This window comes from Exiguobacterium sp. s146, assembly GCF_018618415.1.
In the GTDB taxonomy this organism is placed as follows: domain Bacteria; phylum Bacillota; class Bacilli; order Exiguobacteriales; family Exiguobacteriaceae; genus Exiguobacterium.
On record NZ_JACSMA010000001.1, the window covers coordinates 1012670 to 1031274 of the forward strand.

The following is an 18605-nucleotide window of genomic DNA, read 5'->3' on the forward strand; positions in this document are numbered from 1 at the left end:
TTTCAATGAAGATCACCTATTATGGCCATGCAACCGTACAACTCGATATCGACGGGACGTCCGTCTTGATTGACCCGTTCCTGACGAGCAATCCGCACACGGACGTCGACCCGGCGAGCATCAAAGCAGATTATATCCTGCTCACCCACGCCCATTTCGACCATATCGAAGACGTCGAGTTGATTGCGAAACAGACGGGTGCGACGATCGTCGCGACGCACGAACTGGCGACATACTATGAGAAGAAGGGCTACTCGGTACACGGCATGAATATCGGGGGCGGCCATTCATTCGCTTTTGGCCGCGTTACGATGACGCAAGCGTTCCATAGCTCGAGTCTCGACATGGGCGACGTCCCGGTCTATATGGGGATGCCTGGCGGATTCATCATCGAGACGAACGCGCTCACGGTGTATCACGCCGGGGACACGGCACTGTTCTCGGATATGAAACTGTACGGCGAACGTTTCGAGATTGACGTCGCCTTCCTCCCGATCGGAGACAACTTCACGATGGGACCGGTCGACGCGCTCGATGCGGCGCACTGGCTCCAAGCGAAACGAGTCGTGCCGATTCATTTTGATACGTTCCCGCCCATCAAACAAGACGCGCGGGCGTTCTGCGATCAATTGCATCAACGCGGCCTCTTGATTGAGCCGAACACGACGATTGAGATTTGATGAGTCATCCAGCGGTGCTCGAGACCGAGCGGTACGTGACGAAGCTCCATGCCGGAGACCATACCGGGCATGACATGGCTCATCTCGACCGCGTCCGCCGTTTGGCGATGCATCTCGCCGAAGGTGAGGCGGTCGACGGTCTCGCTTTGACGCTTGCGGCACTCTTGCATGATGTCGAGGATGAGAAACTCGGGCGTGACAAAGGTCTCGTCGCTCGCCATCTCGACACGTTGGCGCTCAATCCGAAACAACGGACACACATCCTGACGATGATTGAAGAGACGTCCTTTTCAAAAGGACGATCTCCGTCGTCACGTGAGAGCGCGATGCTTCAAGACGCCGACCGGCTCGACGCGATCGGGGCGATCGGCATCGCCCGAACGTTCCAATTCGCCGGTGCACGTGGCCATAGCCTGTACGGCGAGGATAATCCGACGAGCGCGGTCGCTCACTTCGAGGAGAAGTTGCTCCGGCTCGCCCATCAGATGCATACGGATCGGGCGAGACGAATCGCCCGGGAACGCCATGCGTTCATGCTCACTTTTTTGGATCGGTTCGAAGCGGAATGGACGGGACGAGACATATGAAACGGCCGAGGAGACTCCTCGGCCGTTTTTTGGTCAGAACGGATGTTTATTGAGCCAATGGCCACCGTCGAGGGAGATGCAGTCCCCGTTCAAATAACGCATCTCGTCCGACGTCATCCAATAGGCGAGATCGGCAATCTCTTCCGGTGTCCCGAACCGACCGAGCGGCACGTTGCGGCGGATGCGCTCGACTTCTTTGACGTGGACGGCCAGCTTGTCGGCACCGCCGGTCCGTTCAATCGGGCCCGGGCTAATCGCGTTCACGCGCGCCCCGAACTGATAGCCCCACTCGACGGCGAGCGTCCGCGTCAAATTGAGCACACCGGCCTTGGCAGCGGCGCTCGGTGCGACACCGGCACCCGCTTGCCAGGCGTACGACGCGACCATGTTGATGATGGAGCCGTCACGCAATCGCTCCCGTTCCCAATGTTTGCCGAGCACGTGGGTGCAGTTGAACGTCCCGTTCAAGACGATGTCGATGACGCTCGTCCATCCGTTCGGCGTCAAGTCGAGCGTCGGGCAGACGAAGTTGCCGGCCGCGTTGTTGACGAGCGCGTGCACCGGTCCAAACCGTTCGATGATTTGATCGAGCGCTACGGCACAGCCCTCATAGTCACGGACATCGTGTTGCACGGCCATCGCTGCACCGGCCCCAATGGACTCCAGTTCGCCCATCGCTTCTTGTAGCCGCTCCTCGTTGCGCCCGCTGATGGCGACGTTCCAGCCCTCGGTCTTGAATTTTAGCGCCATCGCCTTGCCCATCCCCGATGAGCCACCTGTGATCCAAATCGTTTTCATACGAATCCCCCTTTGGAATGAATGATCGTTCAGTTTATGTATTCGCCCAATGTGGGGGGATTCCTGCAAAAAAAAGTGACGACCGTAAGGCCGTCACTTCAGTTGCTCTAAATAGGTCAACCCGAGGACGCGGTCGATGCGATACATCGTCCCCGCGACTTTCTCACCCCAATACGGATCTGAGGCGTAATTGACGTTGACGCCCTCTTGTTTATTGCCAGGGAAGGGCCCGCGGTCATAGGCGCCCGTCACGTACTTTTCGGCGAATAGCCGAGCCGCGGCGTCGATGCTCGCCTCGACCGACGGATAGGAGGCCGCATTTCCGCTCGGGTCGTTATCGGTCGCCTGGAAGCCGAACAAGTTATTCTTGTCCCGGGCGATGGCGGACGTACCGAAACCGGATTCGTGTCCGGCGACGGCCATGAGGAACAAGGCATTGATGCCGAACTCCGCCTCGGCGTCCTTGAAGGCGTCGCCCTTCCCGGCGAGCGGGCTGTCATCGAGTGAGGCGAGGAACGTATCGAGCTCACGGGCCGTATACGGTGCCTTCGACGCGATTGAGGCGAATTGATATGGCGAATCGAACACGTCGCGCACGTCCTCGGTATAATAGCGGTCGGACGATTCTTGCGGTGCCGGACCGACGAGGAACGTCCCGGCCAGATTGCCGTTCGCCTCGACAGTATGGAACACCTGCCCTTCCCGCATCTGATAGAAGCCGCGCCGCTCGACGATGGCGTCGGGGTAAAGCGTCATGTCGGCCGGTTTCACGTAGACGTCGGCGCCGGAGATGTTCACCAACAAATGCTTGTCACTCGTCTGCACGAGACGGAGGCGGGTCCCACCGGCGACGTACGATTGCCGTTTCTTGAACTCGGCGTCTTGATACAGGTTCGTGATGCGGTCGGTCGGGGTGACGGCGATGCCGCTGCCCGTGAAGTCGATGACGTCCCCAGACGAGTCAAGCAAGGTCCGGTTGCCGCCCCGTTCCATATAAGCCCGCGCCTCGTCGAGCGACTCGAACGACCGGGTCGAGACGTCGCCATTATCATACGTCTGAACGGTATATGAGCCGCTCGGACGGTCTTGGAGCCACAGGAAGCCGAGAACGGCGAGGGCGAGCGTGAGCAGTGTGGGAATCACGCCGCGTTTTTTTCTTTTCAATACGATCACTTCCAAACATATGGATTGCCAAACGGAAGAAACTAGTGAACAATTTTGTGAGAGAGGAGGAGATATTATGAAAATCGGATCACGCACGCTCAAGACGGCGGCGGCGGCCGGAATCGCCATGCTCATCTCCGAGACGATTCATCTCGATTACTACGTCTTCGCAGCCATCATCGCCATCCTCAGTATTCAGGAGACGCGGAAAAAATCGTTTCGGGCCTCCTATGAGCGGGTCATGGCCAGCCTGATTGCCATCGGCATGGGAGCGTTGATGTTCACCTTGCTCGGATATTCACCGGCGACGCTCACACTTTATTTTGTCATGTTCATCCCGCTCGTACAACAGCTCAAACTGCAGGACGGCATGATCACGAGTGTCGTCATCTTGACCCATCTGTATACGGAAGGGCGTTTCTCGCTTGACCTGTTCGTCAACGAGCTGTTATTGATTGCGATCGGCGTCGGGGTCGGACTCGTCGTCAACATGTACATGCCAACACTCGATAAAGAGATCGAGCGCATCAAGGACAATATCGACCGGGCCCTCGCCGTTCACTTTTATGATGTAGCCGCCTGTGTCGAGACCGGTGTCTATAACGATCATTCGATGATGCTCTTGAAGACGCGGGATTATTTGAAACAAGGGAAAGACCTCGCGCTCCGTCGCATGGGGAACTCGATCGGGAAGCGGAACGAAGACATCGATTATTTGTATTTTCGGATGAGGGAACGGCAGTATGACATTTTGAAGCGCATCGCCGAGAACTCTCGGGAAATCACGATGGTCGTCAATGAGGCCAAACCGGTGGCGACGTTCCTGCGACGCGTCGGGGACAACGTCAACCAACGGGCCGATGCTTCGACGTTCCTACGTGAGCTTGAAGAGACGATTGAGCATTATCGAAAAAACGTACCCCTCCCCACATCGCGTGAGGAATTTGAGGTACGTTCATCGCTATTAAATATATTGTCGGATGTGAAGAGCTACTTGATTTTGAAAGAGCGGTATATCCTGTTGTTACAAGAACATAGCCATCCCAGACAAAAACGTGCTCAATAAAAAGATGGATACGATGACGACGACACCGATTTGAATGATGCGTTGACGCTTTTTCTGTTTATTACTCATGACGTGCCTCCAAATGTGTTTGTCCTCATTGTACAGAATGGAAAAGGTTCGTGCAAACGGCACGAGTTTGTTATAATGACCTAGAAATGTTTGGATGGAGGGATGTTTTCATGGTAAACGAGAAACGAGTGCTTGACACATTTTTACAACTGGTCGGGATCGACTCAGAGACGAAAGAAGAAGCAGTCATCTGTGAGCATTTAAAGGCGGTCTTCACAGAGCTCGGATGCGACGTCTATGAAGACGATGCGTCGACGAAAACGGATCATTCAGGTAACAACTTGATCATCACGCTACCTGCGACAAAGCAGGGCGTCGACCCGATTTATTTCACAGCTCATATGGATACGGTCACCCCAGGTAAAGGCATCAAGACGAGTATTCAAGACGGTTACGTCGTGACGGACGGGACGACCATCCTCGGGGCAGATGATAAAACCGGATTGACGGCGATGATCGAACTCGTTCGCGTGTTGACAGAACAGGCGATTCCACACGGTCAGATCCAGTTCGTGATCACGGTCGGGGAAGAATCTGGGCTCGTCGGGGCGAAAGTGCTCGATCTGTCGAAAATCGATGCGAAGTTCGGCTTCGCGCTCGACTCGGACGGCCCGGTCGGCGACATCATCGTCGCAGCACCGACCCAGGCGAAAGTGAATGCCAAAATCTACGGCAAGACGGCGCATGCCGGCGTCGCTCCTGAAAAAGGAATCTCGGCGATTCAAATCGCGGCGAAAGCGATCGCGAAGATGCCGCTCGGTCGAATCGATGACGAGACGACGGCGAACATCGGACGCTTCGAAGGCGGCCGTGCCACGAACATCGTCTGCGATTATGTCGAGGTGCTCGCCGAGGCGCGTTCATTGATTCATGACAAGATGGAAACACAGGCGGAAGCGATGAAACAGGCATACGTCGAAGCCGCCGCGGCCCATGGTGGACGTGCGGAAGTCGACATCGACATCATGTATCCAGGCTTCAAGTTCGAAGAAGGGGACGAAGTCGTGGAAGTCGCCAAAGCAGCGGCCGCGGCCATCGGACGTCCGACACGAATCTTGCATTCGGGCGGCGGTTCGGACGCGAACGTGATTGCGGGCGGTGGGATTCCGACCGTCAACCTCGCTGTCGGATATGAAGAGATTCATACGACGAACGAGCGCATGCCACTCGTCGAACTGTACAAGTTGGTTGAATATGTCGTTCAAATTGTCGAGCATGTCGCGACACCGGAAACGAAATAAAAAAGAGCCGACATGTTGTCGGCTCTTCCTATGTGTTCGAGCTATTATGCGGCGAACTCCAACGATTCTAAGACGAGTTCGTCTGAACAGTGAAGTTCCATCGCTATGTCGTGAATGTGGATCGAGGTGCCTAATTCTTGTTGGTGTTTGCGATTCATTGAAGTCGCCCGTTCCCGGATCAGTTGATAGATCGAGTCGGTATGTTCAACTTTATTCATCACGGATCACATCCTTTTTCGACGATTGCCTTCAGTATAGCATGGAATGGACGACAAGAAAGGACAATATTATTTATGAAGTTACAATTTCTAGGAACTGGATCAGGCATGCCCTCGAAACAACGGAACGTCTCGGGACTGGCCGTTACGCTGGCGAAACAGACGTGGCTCATCGATTGTGGCGAGGCGACCCAGCACCAAATGCTGCATACAAAAGTCAAACCGCGCAAAGTCTCCGCCGTCTGGGTGACACACCTTCACGGAGACCACGTCTTCGGTCTGCCCGGATTCCTATCGACGCGTTCAGCGCTCGATGGGTCGAGTCCGCTTACGTTGTATGGACCGAAAGGCATCAAGAAATGGCTCGAGTTGACGATGAAAGTGACCGGCTCTTATCTCGGCTATGATTTGACGATCGTCGAGTACGAGGACGGCGATACGTTCGAGCAAGATGGGCACCTCGTCACGGTCAAACGACTCGACCATCGCTTCCCGTCATACGGATTCCGCATTGAAGCACCGGAACGACCGGGCGCACTGCGCGTCGACAAAGTGAAGGCGCTCGGCATCCCGAGCGGACCGATTTATCGGACGATCAAGCAGTCTGACACATTCGAATTTGAAGGAAAAACGTACGCCTCTAAAGAATACGTCACTGATGCGGTCCCAGGGCCCGTCGTGGCGATTCTAGGCGACACGGTCCCTTGTCCGAACGCCGCTATCCTCGCCGCAGGGGTCGACGTGCTCGTCCATGAAGCGACGTTCATGCAGGCGGAAGCAAAGCTCGCCCGTCAATACGGTCACTCGACGACAGTCGAGGCGGCGACGCTGGCGAACACGGCGCAAGTCGGCCGTTTAATCGTCACGCATATCTCGGCCCGCTATCAAGGACGAGACGAGGCGTTTGTCGACGAAGTGCGCAGCGTGTTTCCAGATAGCCATGTAGCTAGTGACTTCTTCGAGTTTACAGTGGGGGATTAACGTGACAGTACAACTATACGTATGGCTAGGCTTTTTCGTCATCAGTACGTTGCTAGGTTTACGCTTAAATCAATTGAAAGAACCGGAACCGAACTTTTTCATCAAGTTTTTATTTTTCTCATTGCTCGGAATCGTCTCGTTCCCAATCGGCGGCTTTCATATTCCGATCGGCTTTTTGATGTCGTTCTTATTCTTCCCGAAACGCAATAGCCGCTATAAATGGTACGGGGCGCTCGTCGGATTCTTTTTCTTCATCGTCCTGTTGTTCGTCCCGCTGTTCGATCAATCCGAATTTCGTGCCGAGTCGCAACAGATTGGCACGGTGTCGGTTCAAGATGAGACGTTTGACGAGCTGACGGACAACATTCTGCGCCGCATCAACAGCGACTCGATCAAACTCGATCGCAGCAAAATGATTGTCACCGAGGACGGTGAACTCCGTTCGCTCGAATATTTGCTCATGGTCGAACGCGCGAACTCATACCAACAGATTCGAATCAACTACGATGAGTCGGGCGAGCTGACGTATCGTCAAGTCGACGAACTGAACAAGGATTCGGGCAGTGCGTTCTTCGAGAAGCTCGTCGACTTTGAACATATGCTCGACGCAATCCGGAAACCGGCCTGGTCCGAGTTCACGGCACAAGTCGATGCGCCGTTGTTGCAGCTCTCATTCGACGGGCTGTATGACATGTATACGTTCGAGAACGAGTCGATGCTCATGATCAATCGGGACAACCGTCTCGTCAAGTTTTGGTTGCAACGCGAGCCGGTGCTCGCGAACAGCATCCAATTGTCGGGTCTGAGCCAGCAAGGGCGGACCACGGGTGAAAAATATACGATTTTATACAACTACTCTATCCATCAACGAGAGGATTTGACTGATTTATGAAAAAATTGCTACTGATGAGTTTACTCGTCCCACTCTTAACCGCATGTGGAGGGGATACAACCTCGACCGAGAAGAAGACTTGTGACGTCGAGCCGACCATCTCGGTTTACAATGCGTCGACAGAAGAGACGTTGTTCAATGAGAAGAGTGTCTGCTTGGAAGAGGGGGCGACGGTGCTCGATGCCCTTGAAGCGACCGAGTTGGACATCGAATCGGTCGGCAGTGGTGAGATGACGTATGTGACAGCGATTGACGACATCGAAGAGAAGTCGGCCGGACAATCATCCGGTTGGGTCTATGCCTTCAATGGCAGCCCGGGCGATGAAGGCGCCGGAGCCAAAGAAGTGGAATCAACCGACATCATTCAATGGCGGTTCGAAGAAGATGCGATTTCTTTCTTCGAATGAGGCAGATTGGGAGCGCAGACATCCGGTCACGCTCCTTTTCTTCTTACTCGTCCATTTGTACGTATTAACGTACGTGAACGACTCGATTTGGCTTCTCCTCGGTCTATTCGGTTTATTGCTACTCGAACGACGGTTTCCCCTGGCGATGCTTGGTATCATCCTGGCGTTCTTACTGATTTCACTCACTCCGTTCGTCCTCGGATGGCGAATCTCGCTCGGTGCTGTGTCGAATCAACTGATTCCGCTGGCGACTTTTTTGTTCGGCATGATTTGGGTCAATCGGTTCATGCGTCTCGAACGCTTATTGCCGCTCTTGAACAAGTGGCCCCGCTCGACGCGATTGCTTTACGGCGGGTGGGCGCTCGTCCCGACGATGGAACGGGCGGTCCGTCTATCGTTGGCCAGTCATCCGCGACGTGACTGGCAAGAGGCGGTCGTCGTCGGCATCGACAGTCAACGCCTCGAGCCGGTGTACGTGACGAATCGGATGCAAGGCTTTGAAAAACATGACTGGATTCAATGCCTCGTCCTTGCTGGATTCGGGTCGCTGGCGTTGCTGGTCACACCGGTCGTTTGGCTTCTGTATCCATATTTGACGAAGGGAGGGGTACGAGATGCGTTGGTTATCCTTGGTAGACGGACATGAGGAATTGGAGCAATGGGTAGAGGCGGAACACGCGCGAGTCGTCCACCTCGATACCCCGCTCGCCGGGAAGGTCGCGTCGCTCATTTCTGGAAGTGACGCCCTGCGCGGAGCCGAGCTGGCAGCCATTCTTCAAATCGATCACCTATTCCATAAACGGTTCGACGAATGCTCGAGCGGGGAACGGCAACTCGTTCGAATCGCGCACGCGCTCGCGGATTCATCCGAGGCACTCGTCTTGATTGAGCCGTTCCGACATTTGGATCGGTTTCGCGTCGAGCATTTGACGATGTTACTCAGCCGACTGACCGCACTCGGTGTTCGGGTCGCTTACACGGACAGGACGCGCGAACATACCTCGTCGGTGACCTTCGACGTCAATCCGACCGTGAACGAGCCCCGGCTCGTCGTCACGGACGTGTCCTATCGTCATCCGTTACAGGCGTCCTATGCGGTCGAGCATGTATCGTATAAGGCGGAGCGAGCGGGACTGACCATCTGCATCGGAACGAACGGGAGCGGCAAATCGACATTGCTCGAATTGATCGCCAAAAGCGTCCGTCCGTTGTATGGGAAGGTCAAGTGGACAGAACGGCCGGTCTATTTACCGGCCGAACAAGAGTATGGCCCGTTCCCGCATGCGAAGAATCGTCGCGTCGCCCAACTGCAGGCTGTCTTCGCATCCGAAGCCTCGCTGTTCTTACTGGACGAGCCGAGCGTCGGCTTGACCGAGCAAGAGCGATTTCAGTTTGAACGGGCGTTAATCGAGAAAGCCATGACGGCACATATTTTATGTGCGACCCATGACGAACGATTGATTCAGGCGGCGGATCGAATCGTGTGCCTGTCGAACGGCACACTCGTCTTTGATGGAACTGTAGCCGAGTATACGGAACGGAGTGCGCTATGGTCACATACGTCGTCATCCTGTTGATTGCGGCGGGAGTCATGTCAAGATTTGAGCGGACGGATCTCCCGATCGCCGTTTTGACCCAAATTCTCGCCCTGGCCGTCATCGGACGCTGGCTGTTCGTGGCCATCCCGAACGTGCAACCATCGACGGCGTTGCTCATGTTGACGGCCTTGTATTTCGGGTTTACGAGCGCCGCCATGCTGGCGCTGTTCGTCCCGATTTTATCGGGACTGTTGCTCGGGCTCGGACCGTTCGTCTTGTTTCAATTTTTAGGATGGCTCCTCGTCGTACTCGTGGTCATCCTGCTCAAACCGTTGCTCCGACGCTCGCGCTCTCTGCTTGCTGGCGTCGGTCTCTTGTCCGGGTTCCTCTACGGCTGGACGGCCAATCTATCGTTCGCGGAGGTCATCGGAGCCGACTTCGTCAAGCTGCTCGTACTCAGTCTGCCGTTCGATGCGGCCCACGGCATCGGGAACGCCGTCTTCCTCGTCTTGTTGCACGATCTATTCGTTCGCATATTTGTGCGGGAAGACGGGTAAAAAAAGGATATCACACCGAGTGAGGTGACACGTGCATGAGCGGATACGTCAATCTGGTTGAAATTGGTTGGTTTCTTTTCATCGGACTGTTGTTTATGGGACTCAATCTATTGTTGATGTCACGTCGGTTCTTACGGACGCGCTACGGGATGCTCAGCATCCTCGGGGCTAGCGTCTGGCCGGCACTCATGATCGTCTTGTCCGTCCGAGGCGGAAGTGTCCTTGGCGGGCTGACGGAGCGAGCGCTCACGCTCGAAAGCGCGTTGGCTTGGTCGGTCGTCGTGGCGACGGCACTGATGGTGTGTATCCCGGGCGTGTCACTCATCCGGCGCATGATTCAGCTGTCAAAGTCTTAAGAAAATGTCATAACGCAAGGAGGAGGCCCCACAACGGGGACCTCCTCCTTTTTTTATATACAACATCACTTCAGACCGTTGACGCTTCTTCCGATCCGCCATCCGATGGTTTTTGGAAGCGGCGCAATATCTCCAGGCTGACCGCACGCGGCATCAGCTTGGCCGCGGCGACGAGCAGTTGGTTCGAGACGCCCGGCACGATGACACGTTTGTTGGTCATGACACCTTTATAGCCGAAGAACGCGACGAGATGAGACGGCATTTTCGACACCATCATCTCACTGCCGGCCCGATTGAAGAAACCGGTATCGGTCGGACCCGGACAGAGGACGCTCACATGCACGCCAGTCCCTTTCATCTCGGCATGCAGCGCTTCGGTGAGTGATAATACGTACGCTTTCGTCGCATAGTAGACCGCCATATACGGACCTGGTTGGAAGGCGGCGACCGAGGCGACGTTCAACACGTAGCCATGGTTCCGTTCCACCATGCCCGGCAAATACGCTTTCGTCAATTCCGTCAAGGCGTTGACGTTCAATCGGACTTCTTCGGCCTCGGTCTCGGCATCGAGCTCGATGAACTCGCCGGCCGTTCCGAAACCGGCGTTGTTGATTAAAAAGTCGACCGTCAGCCCGGCGTCGGCAATCGCACTCGTCAGCCGTTTTACGGCCTGATGTTCAGACAAGTCGAGAGCGAAGACATGAACGCTGACACGGTAACGCTTCTCGAGTACTTTTTTTAATTCGTGTAACCGCGGCTCATTGCGAGACACGAGGATGCAATCAAATCCATCCCGCGCCGCCAAGACGGCAAGGTCGAGTCCGATTCCGGTCGAGGCTCCAGTGATTAAGGCTGTTTTTGTCAAAATCGTTCACTCCTTCGATGTAAAAAGTCATACATTGTTACTGATTTCTTCACGAGTTGTTAAATTCCTGCTCGGTCATCCCGTCAAAACGTGTGCTAGAGTATAGCGAGAATATGTGATTAGGCTCACAAAGTGAGGAGAAGAAACCAGATGATGATTCAGCTAGTGACTACAGCACAGAGCGTCGAACAGGCCGAGGCGCTAATGATGGCCGGTTCTGACCGCATCTATATCGGAGAAGCAACATACGGGTTACGCCACAAAGGGGATTGGTCGTTGGAGGCTGTGCGGGAAGTCACAGCCATCGCCCACCGTTATGGCAAAGAAGTCACCGTCGCCGTCAATAATTTGATGCACAATCATCAGATTGAGACGTTGCCTGATTATTTAACGGCATTGAAAGACATCGGAATCGATAGTGTGACGGCCGGTGACCCGGGCGCCATCCGCTTAATCCGTAATGCAAATATCCCCTATTGGTATGATGCTCAAACGCTCGTCACCTCGGCCCGACACATTCAATTTTGGGGAAAGCGCGATGCCATCGGGGCCATCGCGGCCCGGGAAGTGACGCTGGTCGAACTCGGGCTGATTCAACAGCAAATCGGATTGCCGGTCGAAGTTCAAGTGTATGGCCCGACGTGCATCCACCACTCGAAGCGCCCGTTGTTGACGAACTATTTCAAAGAAATCGGTCGGCCGAGTGACCAGGCGGGCATGCGTGAATATTACGTCAGTGAACCATCCGACGCGACGAGCCGCTATCCCGTGTATGAAGATGAAAACGGGACGCATGTGTTCTCTGAAGATTTGACGCTCATGGGACAACTGCCCGTCCTGTTGACGGGTGGATTGCATACGTGGAAGCTCGAGGGTTGGCACGCGGGTGACGCGTTCGTCGACATCGTCCGCCTGTTTGATAAGGCCCGCTCCGATTTGTTGAACGGTCGCTTCGACCGTCTCGGCATGGAACGGCGCCTCGCCGAACTGCAACCGGAACAATTCCGGCTCGGGACGGGATTATTGTTACGAAATCCAGAAGAGATCAAGTGAGGGATTGAGATGAAAAAACGTCCAGAATTATTAGCACCGGCCGGCAATTTAGAAAAATTGAAGATGGCGATTTTGTATGGGGCGGATGCGGTCTTTATCGGCGGGCAACAGTTCGGGCTCCGCTCGCGGGCCGGCAACTTCGGCTATGACGAGATGGCCGAGGGCGTCGCGTTCGCCCATGAACGTGGGGCGAAAGTATACGTCGCCGCGAACATGGTCACCCATGAAGGCGATATCGATGGCGCGGGAGCGTTTTTCTGTAAACTCCGTGATATCGGCATCGATGCAGTCATCGTCTCCGACCCGGCCATGATTGAGGTTTGTCTCACGGATGCTCCGGGGCTGCCGGTCCATCTGTCGACGCAGGCATCGGCGACGAACTATGAGACGCTTCGTTTTTGGCGAGAGGAAGGGTTGGAGCGAATTGTCCTCGCCCGAGAAGTATCGATGGAAGAGATTAAAGAAATGAAGCGCCAAGTCGATGTCGAGATTGAGGCGTTCGTCCATGGGGCGATGTGCATTTCGTACTCGGGTCGTTGCACGCTGTCGAACCATATGGCACTTCGTGATGCGAACCGTGGTGGTTGCGCCCAGTCGTGCCGTTGGAAATACGGTTTCTTTGAAGCGGATGAGCTATTGACCGATGAGATGGCGGCACGTGACGAAGAACCGTTCTCGATGAGCTCGGTCGATTTGGCGATGGTGCGCCATATCCCCGATTTGGTCGAGGCTGGTGTCGATAGCTTGAAAATCGAGGGCCGGATGAAATCGATTCATTACGTGGCGACGGTCTGTAACGTCTATCGGCAAGTCATCGATGCGTACTGTGACGATCCTGATGGCTTCGTGTTCGATCCGGCCTGGGAAGAAGAAATTTGGAAAGCGGCGCAACGTGAACTCGCGACCGGATTCTATTACGGCGTCCCGACCGAGAACGAGCAGCTGTTTGGCAAACCGCGCGCCATCCCGCAATATGCGTTCGCGGCCCGCGTCATCTCGTACGATGCGTCGACACAGCTGGCGACACTTGAGCAACGGAATCATTTCCGACGCGGGGAAGAAGTCGAGTTTTTCGGTCCCGGCTTCGTCCGTTTCTCGCAACGAATCGAGGAACTGTACGATGAATCCGGGAAAAGACTCGAGACGGCGAACCAGGCGATGATGACGGTACGCGTCAAGGTCGAGCGACCGGTCGCGACCGACTTCATCATGCGCAAGCGAAAAGCCGGTGTCGTGAACACACCCGAACCGAGTCACGTCTGACACATCCGGCAAGACAACATAGTCGACCGTTCCATCCAATCTTGCTACCCTGTTAACATAGACGACAAAGGGGATGGAAGCATGAATCAAAATACGGAGCAGCTCCGGACCGACCCGATTGGCCGCCTGCTGTTCAAGCTGTCGCTGCCGGCGATGATCGGGATGCTGGTGACGGCACTGTACAATATCATTGATACGATTTTCGTCGCCCGAGGCATCGGGGCAACTGCCGTGGCTGCCATCGGAATCGCGTTCCCGATTCAAATGATTCTTATGGCCGTCTCGAGTGCGGTCGGATTGGGCGGGGCGTCCATTAGTTCACGGAAACTCGGGAAAGGCGACGATGCCGGTGCCGCCGTCACGTTTTTGAATGTCCTCGTCCTCGTCGGCGTGTTCGCTGCCTTCGCGGTCAGTTCCGCCTTCTTCATGCTGGATGATATTTTGAAAGTGTTCGGGGCGACATCGGCCATCATGGAATTGAGCCGACAATACTTATCGGTCGTGCTGATCAGCTCTCCGTTCTTCATGTTCACCCTGGCGGCGAGCGCGATGGTGCGCGCCGAAGGGCAGGCGCCCTATCAGATGAAAGTGATGCTCACGACCGTCGTCGTCAACTTGGTGACGACGCCGTTGTTCATCTTCACGTTTGGGTGGGGCATATACGGGGCGGCTTGGTCGACGGCGCTCGCTCAAGTCGTCGGGTCGGTGCTCATGCTCCGTTTCTTTTTCGCAAAAAATCGCCGCACCGATCTCGATTTCCAGTGGCGGAAGTTTCGATTACGGTTCGGCGAATTGAAGGAGATTATGGCGATTGGTTCGTCTTCGTTCATCATGATGGTGTCGCAGTCGATTTTGTTCGTCGCGGTCAACGTCATGCTCGGGACGTATGGGGGGACCGAGGAACTTGCCATCTTCGCGATCATCAACAAATTCATGGCGCTCGTCGGCATGCCGATTATGGGCATCGTCCAAGGCATGCAGCCGATCGTCGGCTACAATTTCGGGGCCAAACAATTCGATCGGATGCGGGAAACGATTTGGACGGCGATGCGGGCCGGGATTGCGATTGCCGTCATCATCTGGTTGACGCTCCAATTGATCCCGGAACAGTTGATGCGCATGTTCACGACCGACGCCAACTTGATCGCCGGCGGTGTGACGGCGATTCATGTTCTATTCGCCGTCTCGTTCCTCCCGAGTGTGCAAATGCTTGTCAACGGCATCTATCAATCACTCGGGAAGGCCAGGGTGGCGATGTTCTTGTCGCTGTCGCGTCAGACGCTCTATACGATTCCGCTCGTCTTCATCTTGCCGAACTTCCTCGGCGTGTTCGGCGTCTGGCTCGCGTTCCCGATTGCCGACGCGATGACGTTCTTGACGGCGGTCGGCATGGCCGTGTGGGACCGCAAGCTCTTATTCCGACCATCGGAAGATGAAATCGAAGCAAAAGCAACCAATTTATGAAGTGACGTCCGTTCTGGTAGAGCGGGCGTCTTCTTTTAGGAACAAGTAGATTCCGCCGAGGAGGACGGTCGCGCCGATCCACTGCATGACGCCGAGGCGTTCCTCGAAGAAGACATAGCCGAACAGCATGCCCCATAACGCTTCCCCAAGAATCGTGATACTGACCACGGTCGCACTGACGCGGGCGAGCGCATAGTTGAACAAGTTATGCCCTAAAATCGTCGGGAAAAAGGCGAGGGCGAGGAAATACCACCAGTTGACCGATTCGAACGCGGTGAACGTCGTCCCCCGGACGAGAAGCATGAAGCAGAGGACGACCGTCGCGACGAGATAGACGCTGAACGAGTATGTATTCGTGTTCATCTGGGTCCGGACGTGTTGACCGACGAGCCAATAACCGGCGATGAGCAGCGCGGCGATTAAGGCGAGCAAGTCCCCGAACAACGCTTCACGTCCGAGTTGAATGTCTCCGGCCGCGACGAGCATGCCTCCTAAGACAGCGATGAGCGCGAAGGCCAAACCTTTCCGAGTCGGATTTCGTTTAAAGATCAAGGCGTTTCCGATTAAGACAAAAATCGGACTCGAGGTGACGAACAGTGTCGAGCTGGCGACCGTTGTATAATCGAGCGATAAAAACCAAAGCCAAAAATGAAACGCGAGCAACGTCCCGCTGAGCAGCAAGGCGTAACGCGTCATGAGCCGTGTCCCGAGGAGTGACTTGAAGTCGACGAAAGGCAATAACATCAGACAAGTGATGAGCATCCGGTAAAACGCGGCCGTCTCGGCCGGTGCGGACGTCCATTTGACGAACAAGACGCTCGTCGATAAGAAAAAGACGGCGGCGAATAAAATAAGATAAGACAAGAGACATCCCCCTTTATGTTGTACATACTCTTCTAATGATATTATAGAATAGATTAGAAAATACATTCTTTCTCGAAAGTGTCGTTCCGACAAGAGATTTCGGATGACTTTGAAAGTAGGGATCCTATGAGATTAATCATTGCGGAGAAACCGTCGCAAGCTCAAAAGCTGGCTGCGCCGTATCCATCAAAAAAGAAAAAAGACGAGATTGAGATCGCCTCGTGTGCCCGTTTCCCGGAAGGTGCCATCGTCGTCTGGGCAGTCGGTCATTTATGCGAACTTCAAGAACCGTCCCATTATAAGCCGGAATGGAAATCGTGGAAATATGAGTCACTCCCAATTGTCCCGGACCGATTCGACTATCGCATCTCGAAAGGCAAGTCAAAACCGTTCCAGACGATCAAAAAGTGGTTGCATGACCGATCCATCACCGACGTCATCATCGCGTCCGATGCCGAGCGGGAAGGGGAGGCCATCGTCCGACTCATTTTAAGACTCGCCGGCAATCAAAAACCGTTGTCGCGCCTGTGGATTTCGAGTTTGACCGAGCAGGCGGTCGATCGCGGCTTCGCCGCGCTCTTGCCGGGCGATCAGACCGTCCCATACTATCACGAGGCGATGAGTCGCGCCTGCGCCGACTGGCTTGTCGGCATGAACGCCTCTCGCGCGTATACGACGTTATTGAAGACGATCGGCATCGAGGACGTATTCTCGCTCGGTCGTGTCCAAACACCGACGCTCGCCTTGATCGTCAATCGCGAACGCGAGATTAAGCAGTTCGTGCCAGAACCGTATTTCGAGGTCGAGGCGACGCTCCAAAAAGGGCGTGGCACGTTCAAGGCGAAATACACGATCGGCAAGACGACGAAACTGAAGACACGCGCTCAAGCCGACGCGGTCGTCAATCGGGCGACGGGGACGGCAATCGTGCATGCCATTGACAAGGAAGAGAAAACGGAGCAACCGCCGTTTTGGTTCAGCTTATCGGGTCTGCAGGCCGAGGCCGGCAAGCGGTTCGGCTTCGGGGCGAAGAAGACGCTCGATATCGCCCAAAAGCTATATACGAAAGGCTGGATCAGCTATCCTCGGACCGACTCGAGTTTCGTCACACCTGATGAGGCGACGCTGTTCCCGCAGACGAAAGCGCGCCTATTGAAGTCCGCGGCCTACGCCGGACTGAAGGACGTGTTGACCGAGAACCCGTCCCGGAACAGCCGCTACGTCAACGCGAAAAAGGTCAGTGATCACTATGCGATCATCCCGACCGAGGCGTGCGGGGATGTGGCCCGACTTAGCGGGGACGAGGCGAAGCTGTACGATTTAATCAATCGACGTTTTTTGGCGGCGTTCGCCCCGCCGGCCAAATTGGAGAAAACGACGGTCGATCTCATGGATGGGGACAACTTGTACCGGGCCAAAGGGACGGTCGTCGTCAGTCCCGGGTATCGTCAAGTCGTCGAGATGAAGTCCAAAGACGTCGAACTCCCGGCGCTCACACTCGGCGAACCGTTGACGGAAAAGAAAGTCGAAGTGCTGTCGAAACAGACGGAGCCGCCGAAACGGTATACGGAAGGCGCGCTCATCATGGCGATGAAAGTGGCCGGGAAACAGCTCGACGACGAGGAATTGATTCACATCATGAAAGAAGTCGAAGGGCTCGGCACGGAGGCGACACGAGCCAATATCATCGATGGTTTGAAAAAGCGGGGCTATGTCGACCTGCAAAAGAAAGAGCTCGTCCCGACCGACAAGGGACGTCTATTGATTGACGTGCTCGGCGACAGCATCCTCGCCTCGCCGGCCATGACCGCCAAATGGGAGAAACGCCTCAATGAGATTGGGCAGGCCTCAGCCTCGGCCGCCGAATTCATCGATCAGGCGAAAAAGATGTCGATTCATATCGTCGAAGAGGCAAAAGCGCGCGTCGAGACGGCGAACCCGGAAGGCTACACGATCGAGGCACGACGCTTCGGTAAAAAATCGGCGTCCCGGCCGAAAGCCTCGTTCGGCGTCTGTCCGAGTTGCGGCAAGGGGCTCGTCGAACATCCGAAGTTCATCGGCTGCAGCGGCTACCGCGAAGGCTGCAAGTTCACGATGTCGAAGCAAGTGCTCGGTGTCGGGATTGCGAAAGATGAGCTGAAACAGATGATCAACGGCGGGCAATCGAACGTGCATACGTTCAAAAAAGGGGACAAAACGTTCGATGCCGCGCTTTATCTAGACAAAGGAGCGCTCCGCTTCGAATTCAAATAAAAATAGAGCCATCGGCCGATGGCTCTATTTTTTCTGCTGTTCTTCTTCCGTGATGCGGCGATTGATCTCATCGTAATCGAGCACGATGTCGTCCTTGTTGTCTTTATAGGCATATCCTTTTTGAATGACGACGATCGACGCGATCAAGACGAGCAAGATAATCAAACCGCTCACAGCGAATATCCATCCCATACGGCATTCCTCGCTTTCGTACTTTCAGTATGCCAAAAACAGACGAGATTCTCCATCTTTGAATCACGTCGAACTGTCACAGCATTGAAATACCTAA

At 55.0% G+C, this 18605-nt stretch carries 21 protein-coding genes; 15 read left to right on the plus strand and 6 right to left on the minus strand.

The window, feature by feature from the left end:
• The first annotated feature begins 5 nt into the window (after positions 1-5).
• Positions 6-680 (plus strand): metal-dependent hydrolase, encoded by a 675-nt coding sequence (locus KNP83_RS05220; protein ID WP_214761141.1) that lies wholly within the window; start codon positions 6-8, stop codon positions 678-680.
• Entirely contained in the window at positions 680-1267 is a 588-nt protein-coding gene (locus KNP83_RS05225; RefSeq protein ID WP_214761143.1) for an HD domain-containing protein, read from the plus strand. The genes KNP83_RS05220 and KNP83_RS05225 overlap by 1 nt, the downstream gene beginning before the upstream one ends.
• 33 nt (positions 1268-1300) lie before the next feature.
• Here the strand turns inward: KNP83_RS05225 and fadH are convergent, their stop codons facing one another.
• On the minus strand, positions 1301-2065 hold the full coding sequence (gene fadH, locus KNP83_RS05230) for a 2,4-dienoyl-CoA reductase (RefSeq protein ID WP_214761145.1): 765 nt from the start codon (positions 2063-2065) through the stop codon (positions 1301-1303).
• 93 nt (positions 2066-2158) lie between these two features.
• A complete protein-coding gene (locus tag KNP83_RS05235) occupies positions 2159-3238 on the minus strand; it encodes an N-acetylglucosaminidase (protein WP_353048523.1) in 1080 nt (359 codons plus the stop codon).
• A gap of 67 nt (positions 3239-3305) precedes the next feature.
• Here KNP83_RS05235 and KNP83_RS05240 point away from each other — a divergent pair, with 67 nt between their 5' ends.
• Together KNP83_RS05240 and KNP83_RS05245 are read left to right on the plus strand one after the other, a co-directional pair.
• Positions 3306-4295, plus strand: a complete 990-nt coding sequence (locus tag KNP83_RS05240) for an aromatic acid exporter family protein (RefSeq protein WP_214761150.1) — start codon at positions 3306-3308, stop codon at positions 4293-4295.
• Positions 4296-4474: 179 nt separating this feature from the next.
• Positions 4475-5605 (plus strand): M20/M25/M40 family metallo-hydrolase, encoded by a 1131-nt coding sequence (locus KNP83_RS05245; RefSeq protein ID WP_214761152.1) that lies wholly within the window; start codon positions 4475-4477, stop codon positions 5603-5605.
• Between the two features lie 44 nt (positions 5606-5649).
• Here the strand turns inward: KNP83_RS05245 and KNP83_RS05250 are convergent, their stop codons facing one another.
• Positions 5650-5823: a hypothetical protein gene (locus KNP83_RS05250; protein WP_214761154.1), complete on the minus strand. Its 174-nt coding sequence runs from the start codon at positions 5821-5823 to the stop codon at positions 5650-5652.
• Positions 5824-5898: 75 nt separating this feature from the next.
• On the opposite strand from KNP83_RS05250, the gene rnz reads away from it, so the two are divergent.
• The 7 genes from rnz to KNP83_RS05285 are packed head-to-tail and all read left to right on the plus strand — an operon-like array spanning position 5899 to position 10554.
• Positions 5899-6804 carry a ribonuclease Z gene (gene rnz / locus KNP83_RS05255; RefSeq protein WP_214761156.1) on the plus strand — a complete coding sequence of 302 codons (906 nt, stop codon included), beginning with the start codon at positions 5899-5901 and terminating at the stop codon, positions 6802-6804.
• A 1-nt stretch (position 6805) separates the two neighbouring features.
• The gene (locus tag KNP83_RS05260) at positions 6806-7696 is read left to right on the plus strand and encodes a hypothetical protein (protein WP_214761159.1); all 891 of its coding nucleotides are present in this window, start codon (positions 6806-6808) and stop codon (positions 7694-7696) included.
• Positions 7693-8103, plus strand: a complete 411-nt coding sequence (locus KNP83_RS05265; protein ID WP_214711459.1) for a DUF4430 domain-containing protein — start codon at positions 7693-7695, stop codon at positions 8101-8103. Before KNP83_RS05260 ends, KNP83_RS05265 begins: the two co-directional genes overlap by 4 nt.
• Entirely contained in the window at positions 8081-8749 is a 669-nt protein-coding gene (locus tag KNP83_RS05270; protein WP_214761161.1) for a hypothetical protein, read from the plus strand. The genes KNP83_RS05265 and KNP83_RS05270 overlap by 23 nt, the downstream gene beginning before the upstream one ends.
• On the plus strand, positions 8718-9680 hold the full coding sequence (locus KNP83_RS05275) for an ATP-binding cassette domain-containing protein (RefSeq protein WP_214761163.1): 963 nt from the start codon (positions 8718-8720) through the stop codon (positions 9678-9680). Before KNP83_RS05270 ends, KNP83_RS05275 begins: the two co-directional genes overlap by 32 nt.
• Positions 9653-10198: a hypothetical protein gene (locus KNP83_RS05280; RefSeq protein WP_214761165.1), complete on the plus strand. Its 546-nt coding sequence runs from the start codon at positions 9653-9655 to the stop codon at positions 10196-10198. Before KNP83_RS05275 ends, KNP83_RS05280 begins: the two co-directional genes overlap by 28 nt.
• A 35-nt stretch (positions 10199-10233) precedes the next feature.
• Positions 10234-10554 carry a hypothetical protein gene (locus KNP83_RS05285; protein ID WP_214761167.1) on the plus strand — a complete coding sequence of 107 codons (321 nt, stop codon included), beginning with the start codon at positions 10234-10236 and terminating at the stop codon, positions 10552-10554.
• Positions 10555-10624: 70 nt separating this feature from the next.
• On the opposite strand, the gene KNP83_RS05290 is transcribed toward KNP83_RS05285, so the two are convergent.
• Positions 10625-11419: an SDR family NAD(P)-dependent oxidoreductase gene (locus tag KNP83_RS05290; protein WP_251139189.1), complete on the minus strand. Its 795-nt coding sequence runs from the start codon at positions 11417-11419 to the stop codon at positions 10625-10627.
• Between the two features lie 150 nt (positions 11420-11569).
• Here KNP83_RS05290 and KNP83_RS05295 point away from each other — a divergent pair, with 150 nt between their 5' ends.
• The 3 genes from KNP83_RS05295 (at position 11570) to KNP83_RS05305 (ending at position 15199) form a co-directional block, all read left to right on the plus strand.
• Positions 11570-12472: a peptidase U32 family protein gene (locus tag KNP83_RS05295; protein ID WP_214761169.1), complete on the plus strand. Its 903-nt coding sequence runs from the start codon at positions 11570-11572 to the stop codon at positions 12470-12472.
• Positions 12473-12481: 9 nt separating this feature from the next.
• On the plus strand, positions 12482-13735 hold the full coding sequence (locus KNP83_RS05300) for a peptidase U32 family protein (protein WP_214761171.1): 1254 nt from the start codon (positions 12482-12484) through the stop codon (positions 13733-13735).
• An 81-nt stretch (positions 13736-13816) separates the two neighbouring features.
• The gene (locus KNP83_RS05305; protein WP_214761173.1) at positions 13817-15199 is read left to right on the plus strand and encodes an MATE family efflux transporter; all 1383 of its coding nucleotides are present in this window, start codon (positions 13817-13819) and stop codon (positions 15197-15199) included.
• Here KNP83_RS05305 and KNP83_RS05310 read toward each other — a convergent pair.
• A complete protein-coding gene (locus KNP83_RS05310; RefSeq protein WP_214761176.1) occupies positions 15194-16063 on the minus strand; it encodes a DMT family transporter in 870 nt (289 codons plus the stop codon). The genes KNP83_RS05305 and KNP83_RS05310 overlap by 6 nt on opposite strands.
• A 126-nt stretch (positions 16064-16189) precedes the next feature.
• Between KNP83_RS05310 and KNP83_RS05315 the strand changes: the two genes are divergently transcribed.
• Positions 16190-18316 carry a DNA topoisomerase III gene (locus KNP83_RS05315; RefSeq protein WP_214761179.1) on the plus strand — a complete coding sequence of 709 codons (2127 nt, stop codon included), beginning with the start codon at positions 16190-16192 and terminating at the stop codon, positions 18314-18316.
• Between the two features lie 24 nt (positions 18317-18340).
• Here KNP83_RS05315 and ytzI read toward each other — a convergent pair whose 3' ends face one another.
• On the minus strand, positions 18341-18508 hold the full coding sequence (gene ytzI / locus KNP83_RS05320) for a YtzI protein (protein ID WP_021067657.1): 168 nt from the start codon (positions 18506-18508) through the stop codon (positions 18341-18343).
• Positions 18509-18605: the final 97 nt, after the last annotated feature.